Raw genomic sequence first — 16963 nt, 5'->3', positions numbered from 1 at the left:
ATCACCCCAGGCAAGCAACTCGTGCGCGGCGCGCGGGGTATCTATCGTTTGAGTTATCGGTTGAGTTGACGCAAGCGCTGAGCGCGTTGGCGGTACGTCAGGGTGCAACCCTTTTTGCATTGTTGCTCGGCGCGTATGGTGCGACGCTAGCCCGAATCGCCAATCAGAGTACGGTTGTGATTGGATCTCCTGTGTCAGGACGCAGCCACGTCGAGACAGAGTCACTGATTGGATTTCTGGTCAATACACTGGCGATCCCGGTATCGATCGATGCGACCTGTGATGGCATTGAGCTGATTGCGCGCGCCAAGAAGAGCGTAGAAGAGGCGCTGATCGATCAAGACTTGCCGTTTGAGCGATTGGTCGATGGCTTAGGTGTTGAGCGCTCGCTGTCTCAAACGCCAGTATTTCAAGCTATGTATATCCATCACAGCGATATATCTAACCAGATTGTTTTTGATACGCTTGGCGCCAATCTGGAGCCTGTTTACTTGCCAACTGCCAAATGCGATATATCTTTATACACAAGTGTCAATTCTGGAGGCGCACTCCAAGGTATTTTTGAGTTTGACTCTGACTTGTTTGATGTGGTTTCTGTTCAAGCGTGGAATCAAGCATTGGAAGCTTTTCTAATAGCTTTTGTCAAAGATCCAAGCTTATTTGTTCAGACACTGCCGCTCACGGATGGTGCTGAGCAACAGCGATTGAAATCTTTGTCTGTGGGATTGAATGTTGATGATGCGGAGTGGGTGTCTACACTACCAGCGTTATTTCATGAACAGTTTGGTAGATATCAGGATCATGATGCGCTTATTTTCGAAGATCAACGGATAAATTATCGAGAGCTTGAAAAACGTTCAAATCAACTTGCTCGATATTTAATTAGTCTGGGCGCAGGTTCCGACCGCATTATCGCGATTTTATTAGACCGTTCGCCTGAGATGATCATTGCCATGCTGGCCGTGCTCAAGGCAGGTGCGGCATATTTGCCTCTTGATCCAGATTATCCGTGCGATCGATTGAAATTCATGCTGCAAGATAGTCATGCTTATTGTCTATTAAGTACGTTGGGTCAGTACCAAAAGCTTGCAGAAAGCGGTGGAAAGCTTCCGGATACGATCAATCTCGATGAGGCAGATCTGATCGAAGAACTGAATCTCCTATCAGGAAATCAAATTACACAGACGGAAAGGATATATCCGCTCGAGTCACAGCATTTGGCCTATTTAATATACACATCCGGATCGACCGGTACACCCAAAGGAGCAGGTAATACTCATCACGCTTTGGTTAATCGATTGAAATGGATGCAGAGCGAGCTTCAACTGAACGAAACCGACAAAATTTTACAAAAAACAGGAATCGGATTTGATGTGGCTGTATGGGAATGGTTTTTACCCCTCATGACAGGCGCGACACTTGTGATTGCGCGGCCAGGCGGTCAAAAGGATCCAGAGTATCTGAAGTGTATGATCGAAAAGCATGATGTGACAGTGATGCATTTCGTACCATCCATGTTATCCATATTTTTGGACTCAATCGAACAAGGTGATTGCCCCACCATCAAACAATTAGTAACAAGTGGCGAAGCATTGAACGGTGGGCTGATGTCCGAGGTATTCCAGCGTCTACCTGGCGCTTTGATTTGGAATTTATATGGACCGACTGAGGCGGCGATTGATGTGTCTGTATGGCGTTGTCGACAGCAAGATGGGACAAAGACGCCTCCGATTGGTTTTCCTATCTGGAATACACAGCTATACATTCTCAGCCCGGATTTAGAACTCACGCCCCAAGGAGTTGTAGGTGAGCTTTACATTTCTGGTGTGGGTCTGGCGCGCGGCTACCTCAATCGCAGTGGTTTGACTGCTGAGCGCTTTATCGCCAACCCGTTCATGGCGGGCAGTCGGATGTATCGCACGGGGGATTTAGTACGCAGACGCACAGATGGAAGCATTGAATTCATAGGAAGGACTGATGAGCAAGTCAAGATCCGGGGCTTCAGGATCGAGTTGGGAGAGATCGAGTCGGCGCTGCGGCAAGGGCTGGGTCAGAGTGTGTCGCAAGTAGCGGTGATTGCGCGCGAGCGGGTGACCACGCAGGGCGCGCGGGATAAGTATCTGGTGGCATATTTGGTGGCGCACGCGCAGAACGCTGCAGCCGCGGAGCTGCCCGGCGATGGAGAGCTCAGGAGCATGTTGTCGCGCACGTTGCCCGACTACATGGTGCCTGCGGCCTTTGTGCAATTGGAGAGTTTGCCGCTCACGCCCAATGGCAAGCTTGATCGCAAGGCGCTGCCCGATCCGGACTTTGGCGCCGATCAGAGTACGTACCGTGCGCCAGTCAGCGAGCACGAGATCATGTTGTGCGGATTGTTCGCGGAGGTGACGGGCGCGAGCCGCGTGGGCCTAGACGACAGTTTCTTTGCGATCGGCGGGCATTCACTGCTTGCGATGCGGTTGATAGCCAGAATTAATAAGCAAGCTCAAAGTGCTTTGACTTTACGCGACTTGTTTAAACAACCAACACCGGCTGGACTAGCCTTGGCGCTCGTTGAGTCTGCATCTGTGCTTGCACACGTGCCTGTTCCTCAAGTGCCGCGAAATCCAAATGGTCTTGTGAGTCTGTCATATGGTCAAAATCGTCTTTGGTTCCTTGATCAGATAGAAGGCGCTTCAGCTACCTATAACATGCCTTTAGCATATCGCCTTAAAGGAGATTTAAAGGTTGATGCACTAAAGAGTGCTCTTCAATCAGTCATTGAGCGTCATGAATCGCTTAGAACACTATTGGAAAAAAATGAGACATACCAGGCGGTTGGAGTGATGAGCCCGACCCCAAGTGTGGATTTGTTGCTAAGAACTATACATCTTGATCAAGTTCAAGATAGCGAAAGGGAAACCGAGCTACAGAAGTTTATAAAACATGAATCCAGTCATCCCTTTAATCTTGCTGAAGATATACCAATACGGGGGCACTTGATTTGTTTTGCCCAGAATGAGCATATTCTTTTGTTGACCATGCATCACCATGCAAGTGATGGACTTTCGCTCACTATTTTTACTCGCGAGCTTGGCATTGCTTATGCTGCTTACTGCGACGGATCTCTACCAAATTTTATGCCGTTGCCTATTCAATACTCAGATTGGGCAGCATGGCAACAAAGCTCTTTTCAAAAAGATGTAGATAGTGAACAAAGTTTGACGGCCAAGTTGGAAAGAGCCAAAAAGCGCTTGGCCGGTTGTCCTGATTTATTAACGTTGGAAACGGATTTCCCAAGACTGCCTAATCGTAATAAAAGTGCTGGCAACTACTTATTCAAACTATCTGGTGAGTTAACGAGCAAATTAGTGAGCTTGGCTCAAGAGAGTCAAGTGACCTTATATACCGTCATCATGACTGCTTACGGGACATTGTTATCTCGCCTCGCTAATCAGCGACAAGTTGTGATTGGATCGCCTGTCGCTGGAAGGATGCATCCAGATACCGAAGGACTGATTGGTTTTTTTGTCAATACGCTAGTGATTCCATTTACTCTGGATCCAGCTCGAAGCGTAATGGATACGATTGCTGAAGTGAATCATTTTGTGCAAGATGCAATCGCAGATCAGGATCTTCCCTTTGAACGTATTGTCGAAGAACTTGATGTATCTAGATCGCTCTCACACAACCCTTTATTTCAAGCGATGCTCAGTTATGAAAGCATTAGCAATAACGAAGCCAACCTAATACTCAAAGGGCTGCAAGTTGAGGATGTCATTATTTCTTCGGCAAAGAGTAAATTTGATCTCAACCTTTTCATAGGTATCGATGCCACGGGGGTGCTTGCGGGAGGTTTTGAATATGATGCAGATCTTTTCAGCGAGCAAACGATCCAAAGATGGACGACGGTATTTACCTGTTTGTTAGAGGGCCTTGCGGAGTATCCTCTTCAAGCTTTAGGAAACCTGTCTTTACTGAATGCTGATCAAAAAAAGACGAGCCTGACTATTTCCGAGGGGCGAGAATTTCATACAAGAACTCCTGATAGTGAAACTTTGCTTGATCTGTTTAACCGTCAAGTTAAACAATATCCTCTTGCCATTGCTCTTCACTATGAAGGGCTTACGTTGACATACAAGGAGTTGGATAAGCGCTCGAATCGGTTGGCACGCTATCTGATCAGTCAAGGAGTGAAGCCAGACAGCATCGTTGCTATAGCAATGAATCATTCAACTGAGTTGATTGTCAGCATGTTAGCGGTGATGAAGGCTGGAGGGGCATATTTATCGCTCGACCCGAGCCACCCGATTGCACGTCAGCAGTTTATGTTGTCTGATAGTCGTGTCAAATTGCTTTTAACGAATTTTGCATTATCTGAAGTATTGAGAGAGAGTGTCTCGTCATTACCAAATAATCACTCTTTGAAAATTTGGCTAACAGAAAATCAGAGCGATCTCGAGGAGTTTTCGGATAGTCTTATTGTGCAATCAGAGCGTCATGCTTTACTTCATCCTGATCATCTCGCATACGTGATATATACCTCGGGTAGTACGGGTCAACCGAAACCTGTCGGTAATACGCATCGAAATGTTGTGCGTCTTTTGAAGAAAACTGATGCGCAGTTCGGTTTTAACGAGAACGATGTTTGGAGTCTTTTACATTCGAGCGCCTTTGATTTTTCTGTTTGGGAAATATGGGGAGCCATAGGGTATGGAGGCTCATTAGTGATCGCCCCAGAGTCTGTTCGGCGATCGCTGCCCGAACTCGCCGCGTTTCTAGTTCAACATGGCGTGACGGTTCTTAATCAAACTCCTGGTGCATTTGAAGTGCTGTCTCAATATTTGATTGAACAGCGTCATATCGCTCAAAAACTGTCATTGCGTTATGTGATATTTGGAGGTGCCGCGCTCAATCCAAGCAAGCTGGCTAATTGGTGGGGCGTTTTTCCAAAAACACCGCAGTTGGTCAATATGTATGGCATCACTGAAACTACGGTTCATGTCACATATTACCCATTAGATCCCAAAGACGCCGAAAGTGATCAAAGTATTGTAGGAACTGGAATACCGGACTTGGCGACTTACATTTTGAATACGAGTTTGGAGTTAGTCCCTGCAGGTGTAATCGGTGAGATTTACGTGGCGGGTCCTGGGCTGGCTCGAGGCTACCTCAATCGAAGCGGTCTGACGGCCGAGCGATTTATCGCGAGTCCTTTTGAGTATGGTGCTCGCATGTATAGGACTGGAGATTTAGGTCGTTGGCATGTTGACGGCCAGATTGAATTCATCGGACGGGTAGATGAACAAGTAAAAATTCGTGGATATAGAATCGAGTTGGGTGAGATCGAGTCGACGCTCCTTCAAGAGTTGGGAGAGAATTTATCCCAAGTTGCGGTGATACCGCGAGAGCGATCAACTGCTCAGGATGAGAATGACACTTATCTGGTCGCGTATCTGGTTGAACGAGCAGATATTAAATCAGATCTCTCTGACACTAGCGGCTCAGCGAGCTCATTACCTAGTGACGTCCATATCAAAAGTCTGTTGGCTCGCAGCCTACCCGATTACATGGTGCCATCAGCTTTTGTGCGTTTACCTAGTTTGCCTCTGACAGTGAATGGAAAACTGGATCGCAAGTCATTACCTGATCCTCAGTTGAGTGTTGATACCAGCACATATATTGAACCTGTTACTGATATTCAAAAATTGTTATGTTCCCTTTATGCCGAGGTCACAGGTGTCAGCCGTGTCGGCTTGGATGATAATTTTTTTGAAATAGGTGGTCACTCTTTGCTAGCGATGCGCATGATCGCAAGAGTTAAACAGCTCACTTCATTCGAGTTGCCTTTGCGTGCATTGTTTGAATCACCAACTGTTCGTGCCTTGGCTCAAGTGATTCAAGAGCAGAAACCATTGACTTATAGTCCGTTATTGCCTCTTCGAAAAACAGGTAGTCGTCCACCATTATTTTGTATTCATCCGGGCGGGGGTAGCGGAGCAGTCTACAAGAAACTGACTGACGCCTTCTCGATCGAGCAGCCTGTTTGGGCGTTGCAAGCTCGTGGTATTGAAGCGCATGAGACTTATCATGAATCTCTCGATGAGATGGTGAAAGATTATGTTGCCGCCTTGAGAGAAGTCCAGCCAACAGGTCCATACAATATTTTGGGGTATTCGTTTGGCGGTATCGTTGCGCACGAAATGACGTGTTTGCTTGAGGCGCAAGGGGAAGTTGTTTCTTCGCTCATATTGTTGGACGTACAAACAGTTTTTGCTGAGTTTGGTCATAAACAAGATCTTGAAAAGCAGCTCTTAAGAAACTTGGCTAATGATTTGTGTATGGACTTTGAAACCTGCTCGATTGACGATGATTTATTTTTAGCCAAGGTCAAAGAGCATTTAGTCGACGTAGGAATGACCCCTGAGTCCACACCGATTAGTATGATCAGGCGAATGCTGATTCAGTCGATTAATTGTCAAATTTTGACCAACGGTCATAGTATTAAAAGATGTCATGCGCCGATTCTCCTTTTTAGAGCGAATGAAGAATTGGTTGCCAGTGATCCTCACGCCTTTGATTGGGCGCAACATACAACGTCAGAGGTTGAGATCGTTGGTGTTGAAGCCAAACATACAGATATGCTTTGGCGCTCGTCATCGGTGCCTACCTTGGCTGGTGCAATTAACGGTTATCTCGATAAAGTGAATCTGACTCGGCTTTGACATCACTCTGACCTCCTCCCGATCTCTGGACAATTTAGATTTTGAACATCCGACAGGGGAGAGGTCAATTTATTTTCTAATCAAAGCTGTATGTGTATCCATACAAAGCTGTATGTGTATCCATAAAAAAGGGAGAATTATCATATCAATTCGATATGAATACATTTTTAAAAAGCGTAGCCTACGCCAACTAATAATTGATAGCTATTTAAGTTGGAACTAGCAGTGATATTTGTGACGCTGGAGCTACTAAAACCTACTCCTGATTTTGAGGCGCTATTTCCATTGGAGGAGTAGCTATGTTTGGAAGAGTTGTACCCCATGTAGTTTGCTTCTACAAAACCGTACAGACCATTTGTGATGATCTGTCTGTATCCGATTCCAATTAAATAGCCGCCTACCGTTGTGTTGTCATAAGTGCCAGCTGTCGTTGTGGGTATTGTTGTTGTTTTACCGTTAGCCGACACTGTTACGGTCGTCGGTCGTTTCCCTTTAGAGTTTACTTGGCTATACCCCGCTTTCGCATACAGCAATTTTTCTTTATCAATGGCATAAGCTGGGCTTACAAAAATGTTGTAACGGTTAGAGAGTTGAGTTTTTGCTCCATCCGTTGTCATGATTGTGCCAGCAGGAATTAAGTCACTCCCAGGTGCATCAATCACGCTCCCTTGTCTGTACGGGCTGGTTTGCGAAATTGCAGAATAATCAACACCAATACCAACTAGCCATGAAGAATGTGCTTGCCAGTAATAGCCCACACCCAGCATTAAAGGTGCACCACCAAAGTTTTGCGAAGGTGAGCTGCTATGAACATCGTGACCTGTAGATGGAACTTCCTTGGAGGAGCCACCTATTTTAGAAAGTTGATTGCCTTCGTATCCCGTTGAAATCTGACCATAGAAACCAGCGAAGGATGATTGGGCCGATGCGGAGATACTCAAGAAGCTGACAGCCACAGCAAAAAGTAATTGTTTTTTCATTTTTAATTTTCTTTCTATATTCTCGCCAAGTTCTTTGGCGGCCATATCAGGGGCATGGCCGGCATAGTTTTGTTCGACACAGAACACTCGATTGACTGTTAAACGTAGGAAAAATGATCATATCTTATAGTCTGCCTCAGAAGTTTATGCTACTTTGTAATCAAATAATTTTCTCAAAATAATAAACTAGGAGACTATTAGAATGAAGCGAAAATTTCCCCAATTCCTGCGCCCTTTACTAACAGCGGCAATCTTAGTAGGTTTGCCTTTTTTATCGCACGCGCAAGCTGATTATCCTAATAAACCCATACGCCTAATCATTGGCTTTCCTGCTGGAGGATCCACCGACATTGTGGGACGTGTCGTTGCACAAAAATTGGGTGAGCGTTTGGGTCAGACAATCGTTGTTGAAAACAGAGGCGGAGCAGGTGGCACGATCGGTACTGATGCAGCCGCCAAGGCGGCACCTGACGGTTACACACTGACGTTAGGAACCACAAGCACCATGGCTGTAGCGCCGGGCGCATATTCCAAACTTGGCTATGATCCGATCAAGAGCTTTTCCCCAATTTCACTGGTGGCTGTCACACCATATCTTTTGGTTGTGAATCCACAGGTGCCTGCAAAGTCTTTGGCTGAGCTGGTTGCGTTAGCTAAATCTCAACCCGGCAAATTGAACTACGCATCGGCAGGAAATGGCTCGACAACCCAGCTTGCGATGGAAATGCTGAATGATGTGACTGGCATGAAAATGACACACGTCCCATACAAAGGCAATGCCGCAGCAGACTTGGCCATACTCTCCAATCAGGTGCAGGTGCTCTTTGGATCAATGCCTGCGTTATTGCAGCACGCTAAGACTGATAAATTGCGCGCTCTTGCAGTAGGTAGCTCGACGCGATCACCAGCACTTCCGAACACGCCTACTGTTGCAGAGTTAGGTTATCCGGGATTCGAAGCAGCTTTATGGTTAGGTGTACTCGCACCAGCTGGCACGCCCAAGCCGATTATCGATAAATTGAATAAAGAGCTTGTTGCCATCACAGCTACGCCAGATTTCAAAGCTGCAATGGACAGAAATGGGGCTGACGCAGCCAGTAATACGCCCGAACAGTTCGCGAGCTTAATTCAAAATGAAGTGGGCAAATACGGTAGCATTACTAAAAAGTTAGGGATCAAACTTGATTAGTAAAAATGTTAAGTATGACTAGAAATATTAAAACCCCAGCTCAGTGGCTGGGGTTTTAATGATGCGGCAGCTAAATCCTACGCCCAGAATTCCTTGATTTTTTGTGCCTCTACTTTTGATCGCTCATACCCCGCTCGCAGCGCACCTTTTATCTGCGAAGGATCAACAAGACTGATACCAGGGGGCGTTCCAGCAACAATCCACTTTACCTTTGTACCTGTCGCTTCCAAGTCCTTTATAGTTTGGGCGATTGGATGAGGAATGGTCGTCAAGATCGCGCCTGTGATGCCGTCCGTTAAAGTAATCACCAAAGCCCTCTTTGATCCTGCAACAACATCGACATGAGCGGGGTTTGAACAAATTCCACCATCCATGACATAACGCTGACCAAGTAATGTCGGACCAATGATGCCTGGCAGAGAACTACTGGCTGCGACGCCATGCGCCAATGGAATATTGTTTTTTCTTGCGGTTTGCTGACCTACGATGATACGTTCTCCGGTGTAACAATCTATCCCGGTGGTGAACATTCTTGAGGTTGGCCAGTCCGTTTTGCTATCCCCCGTTAATAACGCAGCTAATTTCCCTACTTTATCTCCGTTTATCTTATTGTCTGAAGCTAAAGCGGCAGCACCAATCACCCTTCGAGTTTCAACACTACCGTCAGTTGCGCTCATATTGATTTGATCCGCACGCAGCTGGCTGATATTTGGATTTGTGACAGGCGCGATCTTGGCAAAGATCTTGGGAAATTTTCCAAAAAAATCAAATTCTTTCCGTAAGCGCCCAAATTCTCCTGATAGCAATGACGAGCCCATATATGACCCGGCTGAAGTGCCAACTACCATTTCAGGAAGTTGGGCCATATCCAGTCCCGCTTCGATCAGGCCATGAAAAAATCCACAATACCAAGCGATGTAGTATTCGCCACCACCGCCAAGCACCATTGTTCGATCTAAACCTTTTGCTAATTTTGAAACTGTGGGCTGAGTGGCAATTGGTACTGCCAAGCCATCGTCAGCAAAGAGTTTTTGTGAGATTTCAATCGCTTTTGATTCCAGATTGGACTCAGAGGGTTTTGATTGGGCTTGGGCAGATTCGATGATCAATCCAGAAGCCCCAACAATCGAAGCTGAGCCAACAACAGAAGTTTTCAAGAAATTCCGGCGGGACGTTTGTGTCATATTTGCCTCATTCATATTTCATCGATTTATAGCAGATCCCACAAATGAGAAGATCATCAGAGTACCGTAACTAGACGCGACCAGCAGTTTCTATGAAAAGTATGCGAGTCAGTCTTATTGGCAATGTCTAATGCGCCCCATGGGCGATCGGCTGTGAACTCCTTGCTACGGATAATTTTCATTTCGTGACCTGTGGTGTCTTTGAAAGATCATAAAGTCAATTGTGTATAAGTTACATTAGACCCACTTAATGTCTTTTTTAAGAGATCTCGCTTTCGGGAACGTCTCAGTTCATCAACGTGGCGGTAAGGGGAGCAAAGTGGCCAGTTCATCATCAATGTGGATTGTTTGGGCGCTGCTATCTGCGGTATTTGCTGCTTTGACAGCGATATTTGCCAAAGTTGGCATTCAGGGCGTTGATTCAGATCTTGCCACATTGGTGAGAACGGTCGTGGTGATTGTGTCTTTAGCTTTGTTTGTCTGGTTCACTGGCAAGTGGAGCAACCCCTTTAGCTTTTCTGCCAAAACCTGGGTGTTTTTAACATTATCTGGTTTGGCAACTGGAGCCTCTTGGGTTTGTTATTTCCGTGCGCTTCAAATTGGCGATGCCTCTAAAGTTGCACCTGTAGATAAATTAAGCCTTGTGTTAGTTGCAATCTTTGCGTTTACATTCCTTGGCGAACGGCCTTCCTTTCGTGACTGGATAGGGATCGCAATGGTGGCGGGCGGTGTTTTATTGTTGGCGCTCAAAAGATAAATCCAAGTGGCGATGTAGCGATTGTCCATTCAAAAGGACACTTCAGCCTGTAAACCATATGCTCGATTTGCGAACTGAGCAAAAAATAGCCCCAGAAACGCAAAAACCTCAGCGTGAACGCTAGGGTTTCTATAGCTTCAGTGGTGGCCTGGGGCGGAATCGAACCCAGGGCTGAGGATGTCGATCCTTATTGAAACCTTTGACCAGACAGCATTCCTTGGGTGATGTCTCGCTTAGGGTGCAAGATTCGCCAGAGCTCTATGTGATTATTTTGGATTTCGTAGAAGATCTGATGTGGAAAGCGTTTCAACGCCCAAGATTTGATGCCCTCAATGTCTAAGTCGAGGGCTAGGCGTGGAGACCCAATATTCGGGTGTTGTTTTAAACGAGCGTACGCTTCATCAATTTCGCTAGCGAAATTTTCAGCAACTGCTGCTCCTGCCTGTTCGCGGTAGTAACAAATGATATCGTGGACATCTGTCATTGCGTGTCGGTGTGGAGCGATAGTCCTGACCGTCACTTTAAAGCTCACCTCGTGCTAGAGCCCGTAACCTTTGGAAGTATTCGGGGGTAAGAGGATCGCAAAGCGGTGAATTTTTACCAGCAAGCAATTCCTCACGCAGCCACGCTCGGTTTTGCTGAGCCTGAAAACTATTTGAGTCGTGATCGTCAGCATCGTTAGCTTTACGGTTGTAAGGCTTTGGCTTGGATAAGGTATTACGGGAATTAGTCAGTTGCAATGCCATAGCTTTAGACTCCTGATCATACATTCGATTCTGAATGATTTTTAGCCGACTGTCTGTCTCAGTTTGTAACCATCCTGTCTTTTGAATGAACGCTGCCGCAGCGAGACTTTAGGGTTGTCCGTTCAAAAGGACGTTTTCAAAGTAAATTTTTTACCAATTTTCCGAGAGTACGAATTGCATTCATAAATCGTTCGTCAATTTCCTGGCAACATGACAGTCGAATGCAGCGACGGTAGCGTGGGCCTTTGGCGTAAATCTGACCCGGCATAATGACAATACCCTTTTTCAACGCCGCTTGAAAAAGCGCCAAACTGTCTACTTTGGCAGGCAACTCCACCCAGAGTACAAAACCACCTGTTGGTTGTGTGGCGAGAGTCCCCTCAGGAAAATACTGGGCAATCAATCCGCGAACTTGGCTTACCTGTGCAAAGTACAGCCTTCTTAAACTGCTGAGGTGGTGTTCATAGCCCCCACTCTTGAGATAAAGCCCAACGGTCTCGCTCAATAACATAGACTCCGAGGCGCTGGAGGCGAATTTAAGCCTCTCTATATCCTGACTGAAACGTCCTCCAACGATCCAGCCTAACCGGTAGTCAGGCGCTAGAGTTTTTGAAAACCCGCTGCAAACTAATACCCATCCTTTTTCATCAAAGGCTTTCACTGTTGGTTCTAAAGGCTCCCGATACTGAAGTTCTGCATATACAGAGTCCTCGATCAAGGGCACCTTGTATTGAGCCAGCAGTTTAGCGAGTCGCTTTTTTGCGGCGACGGGCATTGTGCATCCTAAAGGGTTGTGCACGTTTGGCATGGCAACTAAAGCCGAAACGCGCTTTTCTGCAAGAAAATTTTCGACTGAATCAACATCCAAACCAAGTTGAGGATGCGTTGGTATTTCGACCGCTTTGAGCCCAAGCGCAGATAACAGGGGGTAAAGATTGAAGTATGAAGGTGCCTCAATCCCTATGGAATCCCCTGCACGTGTTATGGCTCGAAGTGCAAGGTGCAGCGCCTCATTCGCACCGTGGGTGAGAGTGATGTCATCAGATGTCAGGGCCATTCCCAGGCGCTGGCTACGTCTAGCAATTTGTTCCCGTAAAAGCTTCGAGCCTGGGGGCATGGCATAGGTCGCCACAATTTCGCTTTGTCGACGCAGCACTGATCCTGTTATGCGCATCAGACGCTCGCCGGGATAAAACCTTTTACCTCGGGGACCCGCAAACGCCAGATCGATATGACCAGGTTGTCGTTGCGCCTCCAGTACAGTCAACATCAGATCTTCTTGCACTTCACTCAATACTGCCCCAGACAAACGGCTCGCAGAGTACTTCGGTTCCTCCAATGTATTGCGCACATAGAAACCGGACTGTGGCCGCGACACGATAAGTCCTCGGTCTTCAAGAAGCCGGTAAGCGGCAGTCACAGTGTTGAGGCTGAGATTGCGTTGACTTGCACACTCGCGCAATGATGGGAGGCACGATCCCTCAGGAAGGCGACCTGAAGCAATAGCCTCGGTCAACTCATCCGCTAGCTGCAAGTACAGACTTGTCCTTTTTGAGCCCATTCGTACTCCGTCTATAGAAACAAACTGTACCCTATAAATTTGTATTTTACTGTGTCTGTACTCAATAATGATTGATCAGTACTATGGCCATAACATCAGTTATGCGGAATCACATCTATGACGCAAGTTCCCTTTAAACAAGTGGACGTTTTTACGAATATTCCTTATCGCGGAAATCCAGTTGCCGTGGTGCTGGATGCGCAAGGGTTGACTTCCAAACAAATGCAAGAGATTGCAAACTGGACCAATCTTTCGGAAACGACCTTCGTACTACCTCCTAAACACGCTGGGGCAGATTACCTTGTGCGAATCTTTACGCCTAGGTCAGAATTGCCCTTCGCAGGTCATCCAACCTTGGGTACAGCGCATGCGCTTCTGGAGGCTGGAAAGATCACGCCAAAGAATGGCAGGCTTGTACAAGAGTGTGAAGCCGGGTTGATTGAACTAAGAATTAACTCAACGTCTGATGCTTCACCTGTCATCGAATTCAACTTGCCGAAACCAAGTTTCGTCGCACTTTCAGGCGATGAGGTGAGCGAACTCGAGTCCGTACTCGGTGCGACAGTGCAACGTCATAACTGGCCGAAGAAAGTCAATGTTGGCCCTGTCTGGACAATTGTGCCGATGGACAGTGCCGAGGCAGTTTTGGCTCTCCAGCCTGATTTTGCGCGCATGGCGCAGTTCGACAGAATCAACCAGTCGATTGGCACGGTGGTTTATGGCGCTTATGCAAAGGGCTCGCCTGCTGCAATAGAAGTACGGGCTTTCGCACCAGGTGTAGGCGTGAATGAAGATCCCGTATGCGGTAGCGGTAACGGTGCGGTTGCGGCATTTATTCGTGAAGCTGGTCAGGTTTCGAATTTTGGTTCCAGCTTCGTTAGTACGCAAGGTGTGTTTGTTGGCCGAGCAGGAAGGATTTTCGTTTCGTTCGATGGAGAAGACAGAATTAGAGTGGGAGGTCAGTCGGTCACTTGTATAAACGGCAGCATTGCGTTGTCACTTGGTGTCAATTCTTAAAGCTTGTAGAGACAGGGTTAAAAAATGAACAAAATCGGCCTGATTGGTGGCATCGGTCCTGAGTCCACAATTTTGTACTATCGACAAATCGTGCAAGGTATAAAGGAAAGGCTGGGAGAGAACGTGCTTCCCAATTTAACTATTGAGACGCTCAGTGCTTTCGATGTTTTTTCATATTGCAATGAACGGCGCTATGAGGAATTGACAAGCTATGTTCTAAATGCGATCAATAATTTGGCTGCGGCTGGAGCGACATGTGCGGCACTGACGGGTAATACGCCGAATATCGTTTTCAACAAGCTTGTAGAACGGTCGCCTATCCCCTTGATCAGTGCGATAGATGCGACTGTGGAGACGGCCAAAATTCGAGGTGTTAAGAGAATTGGATTGCTCGGAACAGCATTCACGATGAAACATACCTTTTTCAAGACCCCTTTCGAGCAGGCCGGTATCGAAGTTGTTGTACCTACAGTTGATCAAATTCAGTACATTCAAGATCGCATTGAAACGGAATTGGAGCATGGAATCATCACAGATGAAACTAGGGCTGGCATTGTTGAAATTATCAGCGCAATGAAGCTTCAAAATGGGATTGAGCAAGTCATCTTGGGATGCACTGAACTCCCACTTTTATTGAACGATAGTAATAGTCCTGTGCAATGTCTGGATACGGTTGCGATTCATGTGACTGCCCTGGTAGACAAGATTGCAGGCAAATAAATGTTCGAAAAACCTTAAAGGAATTTTGCAATGGAACTGTCAAAAAACTATAAGATTGTCTTTGATGAAATGGACTGGATTGAAGTTGGTGACGGTATGCGTTTCAAGCGTATCCAGCAAGGCGACATGCAAGTCCGATTAGTTGAGTGGGATAAGGCGATGGTCCACCCTAACTGGTGCCTGAAAGGCCATATCGGCTATATCACTGAAGGCGATGTTGAAATTGACATCGCAGGAAAGGTTTATAGATATGGTGTTGGTGATGTATTTATTCTGCCTGATGGGGAAGAGCACAAACACCGTCCTAAAGTTTTAAGTGAAAAAGTTAGGTTTTTTGCTGTCGAGAAGATCAGTTAATTTGTGAGTTTGGCTAGAACCGTCGTGTTACACGACACTTATGATTCAACCGTCCCGTAACTAGACGCTACCAGCCGACTCTATGACAAGTATGCGAGCTTCTCCAATTGGGTGAGCTACATGCTCAGTGCCAACGGATGCATAAAAAATATCGCCTGTATCCAGAATGGTGGAGTTTTCTTGTCCATCGAGTCGATACCGCATTTCAACTCGACCGTCCAGCACAGCAAAAATCTCCTCTCCATCATTGACGTGCCATTTGTATGGCTGGTCAGTCCAATGCAGGCGTGTCGTTATGCCGTTCATGTTGGCGATATCTAACGCTCCCCAAGGGCGACTGGCAGTGAATTCTTTGCTACGGATGATTTTCATTTCGCGGATCTATTGTTGGTGCTAAATTCATAATACCAAGACTAAACGAGCTAGGTGAACAATGCGTTGGATTGTATTTTTCGAGGATACTCCTGAAATGTTGGCTATTAGGAAGCAACGGGAGCCCGATCACCTTGCGTATTTGCGAAAACATAGTGATGAGATCCTGTTGGCAGGTGGCTGTAGAGAGGAGCCAGGCCAAGCATATGTTGGTGGATTGTGGGTGCTTGATGTGCCTAGTAGAGAGCGAGTGGTTGAGCTGATTGAGTCAGATCCGTATTATTCGCCCGATCGTCGAGGCTACAAGATACGTACTTGGGGTAAAGCGTTTGATGACTTGGCTGTCACACTATGATTATTTCAGCCGTCCCGTAACTAGACGCTGCAGGTTTTGTCCGTTCAAAAGGACGTTTTCAACCTGTAAACAATGTCCTCGGTATAAAACTGAGTGAAACAAGCCCACAAAAGCAAAAACCCCAGCGCGAACGCTGAGGGCTTGGGTACTTTTGGTGGCCCGGGGCGGAATCGACCAGGGCCTGAGGCTGGCTAATCCTGTTTTCTATCAATCAATAAACCTCGTCATGATCTCCAACATTAATCGGAATGATCTCATTCTCGGTAATGATGAGTTCAAGCGTTATGCGATATTTCAGGTTGATCGAGACGCTGTGCAGGCCATCCAGTTTTCCCTTAAGACTGTGAAGCCTCAAAGAAGGGTGGTGCGGATTTACCGTTAACAGTTCAAGTGTCTTTGTGTACTGAGCAAGTGCGTCCGGGTGTTGCTTGATAAATTTAGCAGCCTTGCGATTGTATTGTTCAGTAAAAATTAACTGCCAAGTCATGCAACCAACTTTGCATTCAGCTTGTTAATGCGGCGAACATGTTGGGTAACGGTTTCTTTTACAAAACGTCCAGCGTCGATGTCGGCTTTGGATTCGGCAAGTGCGGCTTCTAGTTCGCATTCACGCAAATATTGGTACTGCTCTTCGCTCATCACAATGTATTTAACTTGCCCACGAACAGAGACGGCAACCTCGGGTTGGGAGGCGAGTGCTTCCTCAATTGCTTTTACCCCTTTGGTTTTGAGGTCGTTGGCTGAGATTGTGCTCAAGATGAATTCCTTATTAGTATGGCTAATAGTATAGTCAATCGCACTATTTAAAGCACTATTCATGATGTAAAAACATCCAGTTACAAACCCACAAAACGAAAAACCCCCAGCGCGAACGCTGAGGGTTTAGGTATTACTGGCTCTACATCATTAACGGGGGACAACGGTATTCATTAAACTTGTTTTTGCGAAGAAACATTTTTAATGGAGATCATACCGATGTCCCACGTCGATTCTATCCTAGGACTGCCTGGATTAGCCATTG

Annotated in this window: 15 protein-coding genes; 7 read left to right on the top strand and 8 right to left on the bottom strand. The window is 46.5% G+C overall.

Going from position 1 to position 16963, the window contains the following annotated elements; genetic code table 11:
* Positions 1-65 precede the first annotated feature (65 nt).
* Complete coding sequence (locus tag QWY30_RS15490) at positions 66-6704, top strand: non-ribosomal peptide synthetase (RefSeq protein ID WP_290242551.1); 6639 nt, start codon at positions 66-68, stop codon at positions 6702-6704.
* A 167-nt stretch (positions 6705-6871) separates the two neighbouring features.
* Here the strand turns inward: QWY30_RS15490 and QWY30_RS15485 are convergent, their stop codons facing one another.
* A complete protein-coding gene (locus tag QWY30_RS15485; RefSeq protein WP_290242549.1) occupies positions 6872-7729 on the bottom strand; it encodes an outer membrane beta-barrel protein in 858 nt (285 codons plus the stop codon).
* A 157-nt stretch (positions 7730-7886) separates the two neighbouring features.
* On the opposite strand from QWY30_RS15485, the gene QWY30_RS15480 reads away from it, so the two are divergent.
* A complete protein-coding gene (locus QWY30_RS15480; RefSeq protein WP_290242547.1) occupies positions 7887-8873 on the top strand; it encodes a Bug family tripartite tricarboxylate transporter substrate binding protein in 987 nt (328 codons plus the stop codon).
* Between the two features lie 77 nt (positions 8874-8950).
* On the opposite strand, the gene QWY30_RS15475 is transcribed toward QWY30_RS15480, so the two are convergent.
* The gene (locus QWY30_RS15475) at positions 8951-10057 is read right to left on the bottom strand and encodes a patatin-like phospholipase family protein (protein ID WP_290242544.1); all 1107 of its coding nucleotides are present in this window, start codon (positions 10055-10057) and stop codon (positions 8951-8953) included.
* A gap of 337 nt (positions 10058-10394) precedes the next feature.
* Between QWY30_RS15475 and QWY30_RS15470 the strand changes: the two genes are divergently transcribed.
* Positions 10395-10814, top strand: a complete 420-nt coding sequence (locus tag QWY30_RS15470) for an EamA family transporter (protein WP_290242554.1) — start codon at positions 10395-10397, stop codon at positions 10812-10814.
* A gap of 187 nt (positions 10815-11001) precedes the next feature.
* On the opposite strand, the gene QWY30_RS15465 is transcribed toward QWY30_RS15470, so the two are convergent.
* The 3 genes from QWY30_RS15465 to QWY30_RS15455 form a co-directional block, all read right to left on the bottom strand.
* Positions 11002-11298: a type II toxin-antitoxin system RelE/ParE family toxin gene (locus tag QWY30_RS15465; protein ID WP_290242543.1), complete on the bottom strand. Its 297-nt coding sequence runs from the start codon at positions 11296-11298 to the stop codon at positions 11002-11004.
* Between the two features lie 37 nt (positions 11299-11335).
* A complete protein-coding gene (locus tag QWY30_RS15460) occupies positions 11336-11560 on the bottom strand; it encodes a hypothetical protein (protein WP_290242541.1) in 225 nt (74 codons plus the stop codon).
* A gap of 136 nt (positions 11561-11696) precedes the next feature.
* Positions 11697-13121, bottom strand: coding sequence for an aminotransferase-like domain-containing protein (locus tag QWY30_RS15455; protein ID WP_290242538.1), 1425 nt, complete (start codon positions 13119-13121; stop codon positions 11697-11699).
* Positions 13122-13238: 117 nt separating this feature from the next.
* Here QWY30_RS15455 and QWY30_RS15450 point away from each other — a divergent pair, with 117 nt between their 5' ends.
* Genes QWY30_RS15450 through QWY30_RS15440 form a run of 3 tightly spaced genes read left to right on the top strand, consistent with a single transcriptional unit; the run spans position 13239 to position 15215 of the window.
* Positions 13239-14138 (top strand): PhzF family phenazine biosynthesis protein, encoded by a 900-nt coding sequence (locus QWY30_RS15450; protein WP_290242536.1) that lies wholly within the window; start codon positions 13239-13241, stop codon positions 14136-14138.
* A gap of 24 nt (positions 14139-14162) precedes the next feature.
* Positions 14163-14858: an aspartate/glutamate racemase family protein gene (locus QWY30_RS15445; RefSeq protein ID WP_290242534.1), complete on the top strand. Its 696-nt coding sequence runs from the start codon at positions 14163-14165 to the stop codon at positions 14856-14858.
* Positions 14859-14888: 30 nt separating this feature from the next.
* Positions 14889-15215: a cupin domain-containing protein gene (locus tag QWY30_RS15440; protein WP_290242532.1), complete on the top strand. Its 327-nt coding sequence runs from the start codon at positions 14889-14891 to the stop codon at positions 15213-15215.
* Positions 15216-15275: 60 nt separating this feature from the next.
* Here the strand turns inward: QWY30_RS15440 and QWY30_RS15435 are convergent, their stop codons facing one another.
* Positions 15276-15587 (bottom strand): cupin domain-containing protein, encoded by a 312-nt coding sequence (locus QWY30_RS15435; protein ID WP_290242530.1) that lies wholly within the window; start codon positions 15585-15587, stop codon positions 15276-15278.
* 61 nt (positions 15588-15648) lie between these two features.
* Here QWY30_RS15435 and QWY30_RS15430 point away from each other — a divergent pair, with 61 nt between their 5' ends.
* A complete protein-coding gene (locus QWY30_RS15430; protein ID WP_290242528.1) occupies positions 15649-15942 on the top strand; it encodes a YciI family protein in 294 nt (97 codons plus the stop codon).
* Between the two features lie 211 nt (positions 15943-16153).
* Here QWY30_RS15430 and QWY30_RS15425 read toward each other — a convergent pair whose 3' ends face one another.
* Both QWY30_RS15425 and QWY30_RS15420 read right to left on the bottom strand, forming a co-directional pair.
* Positions 16154-16429 (bottom strand): type II toxin-antitoxin system RelE/ParE family toxin, encoded by a 276-nt coding sequence (locus QWY30_RS15425; RefSeq protein ID WP_290242527.1) that lies wholly within the window; start codon positions 16427-16429, stop codon positions 16154-16156.
* Complete coding sequence (locus QWY30_RS15420) at positions 16426-16698, bottom strand: hypothetical protein (protein WP_290242525.1); 273 nt, start codon at positions 16696-16698, stop codon at positions 16426-16428. The genes QWY30_RS15425 and QWY30_RS15420 overlap by 4 nt, the downstream gene beginning before the upstream one ends.
* Positions 16699-16963 lie beyond the last annotated feature (265 nt).

The sequence above is a fragment of the Zwartia panacis genome (genome assembly GCF_030410395.1).
In the GTDB taxonomy this organism is placed as follows: Bacteria; Pseudomonadota; Gammaproteobacteria; order Burkholderiales; family Burkholderiaceae_B; genus Zwartia; species Zwartia panacis.
This window is presented reverse-complemented; position numbering and strand designations above follow the sequence as displayed.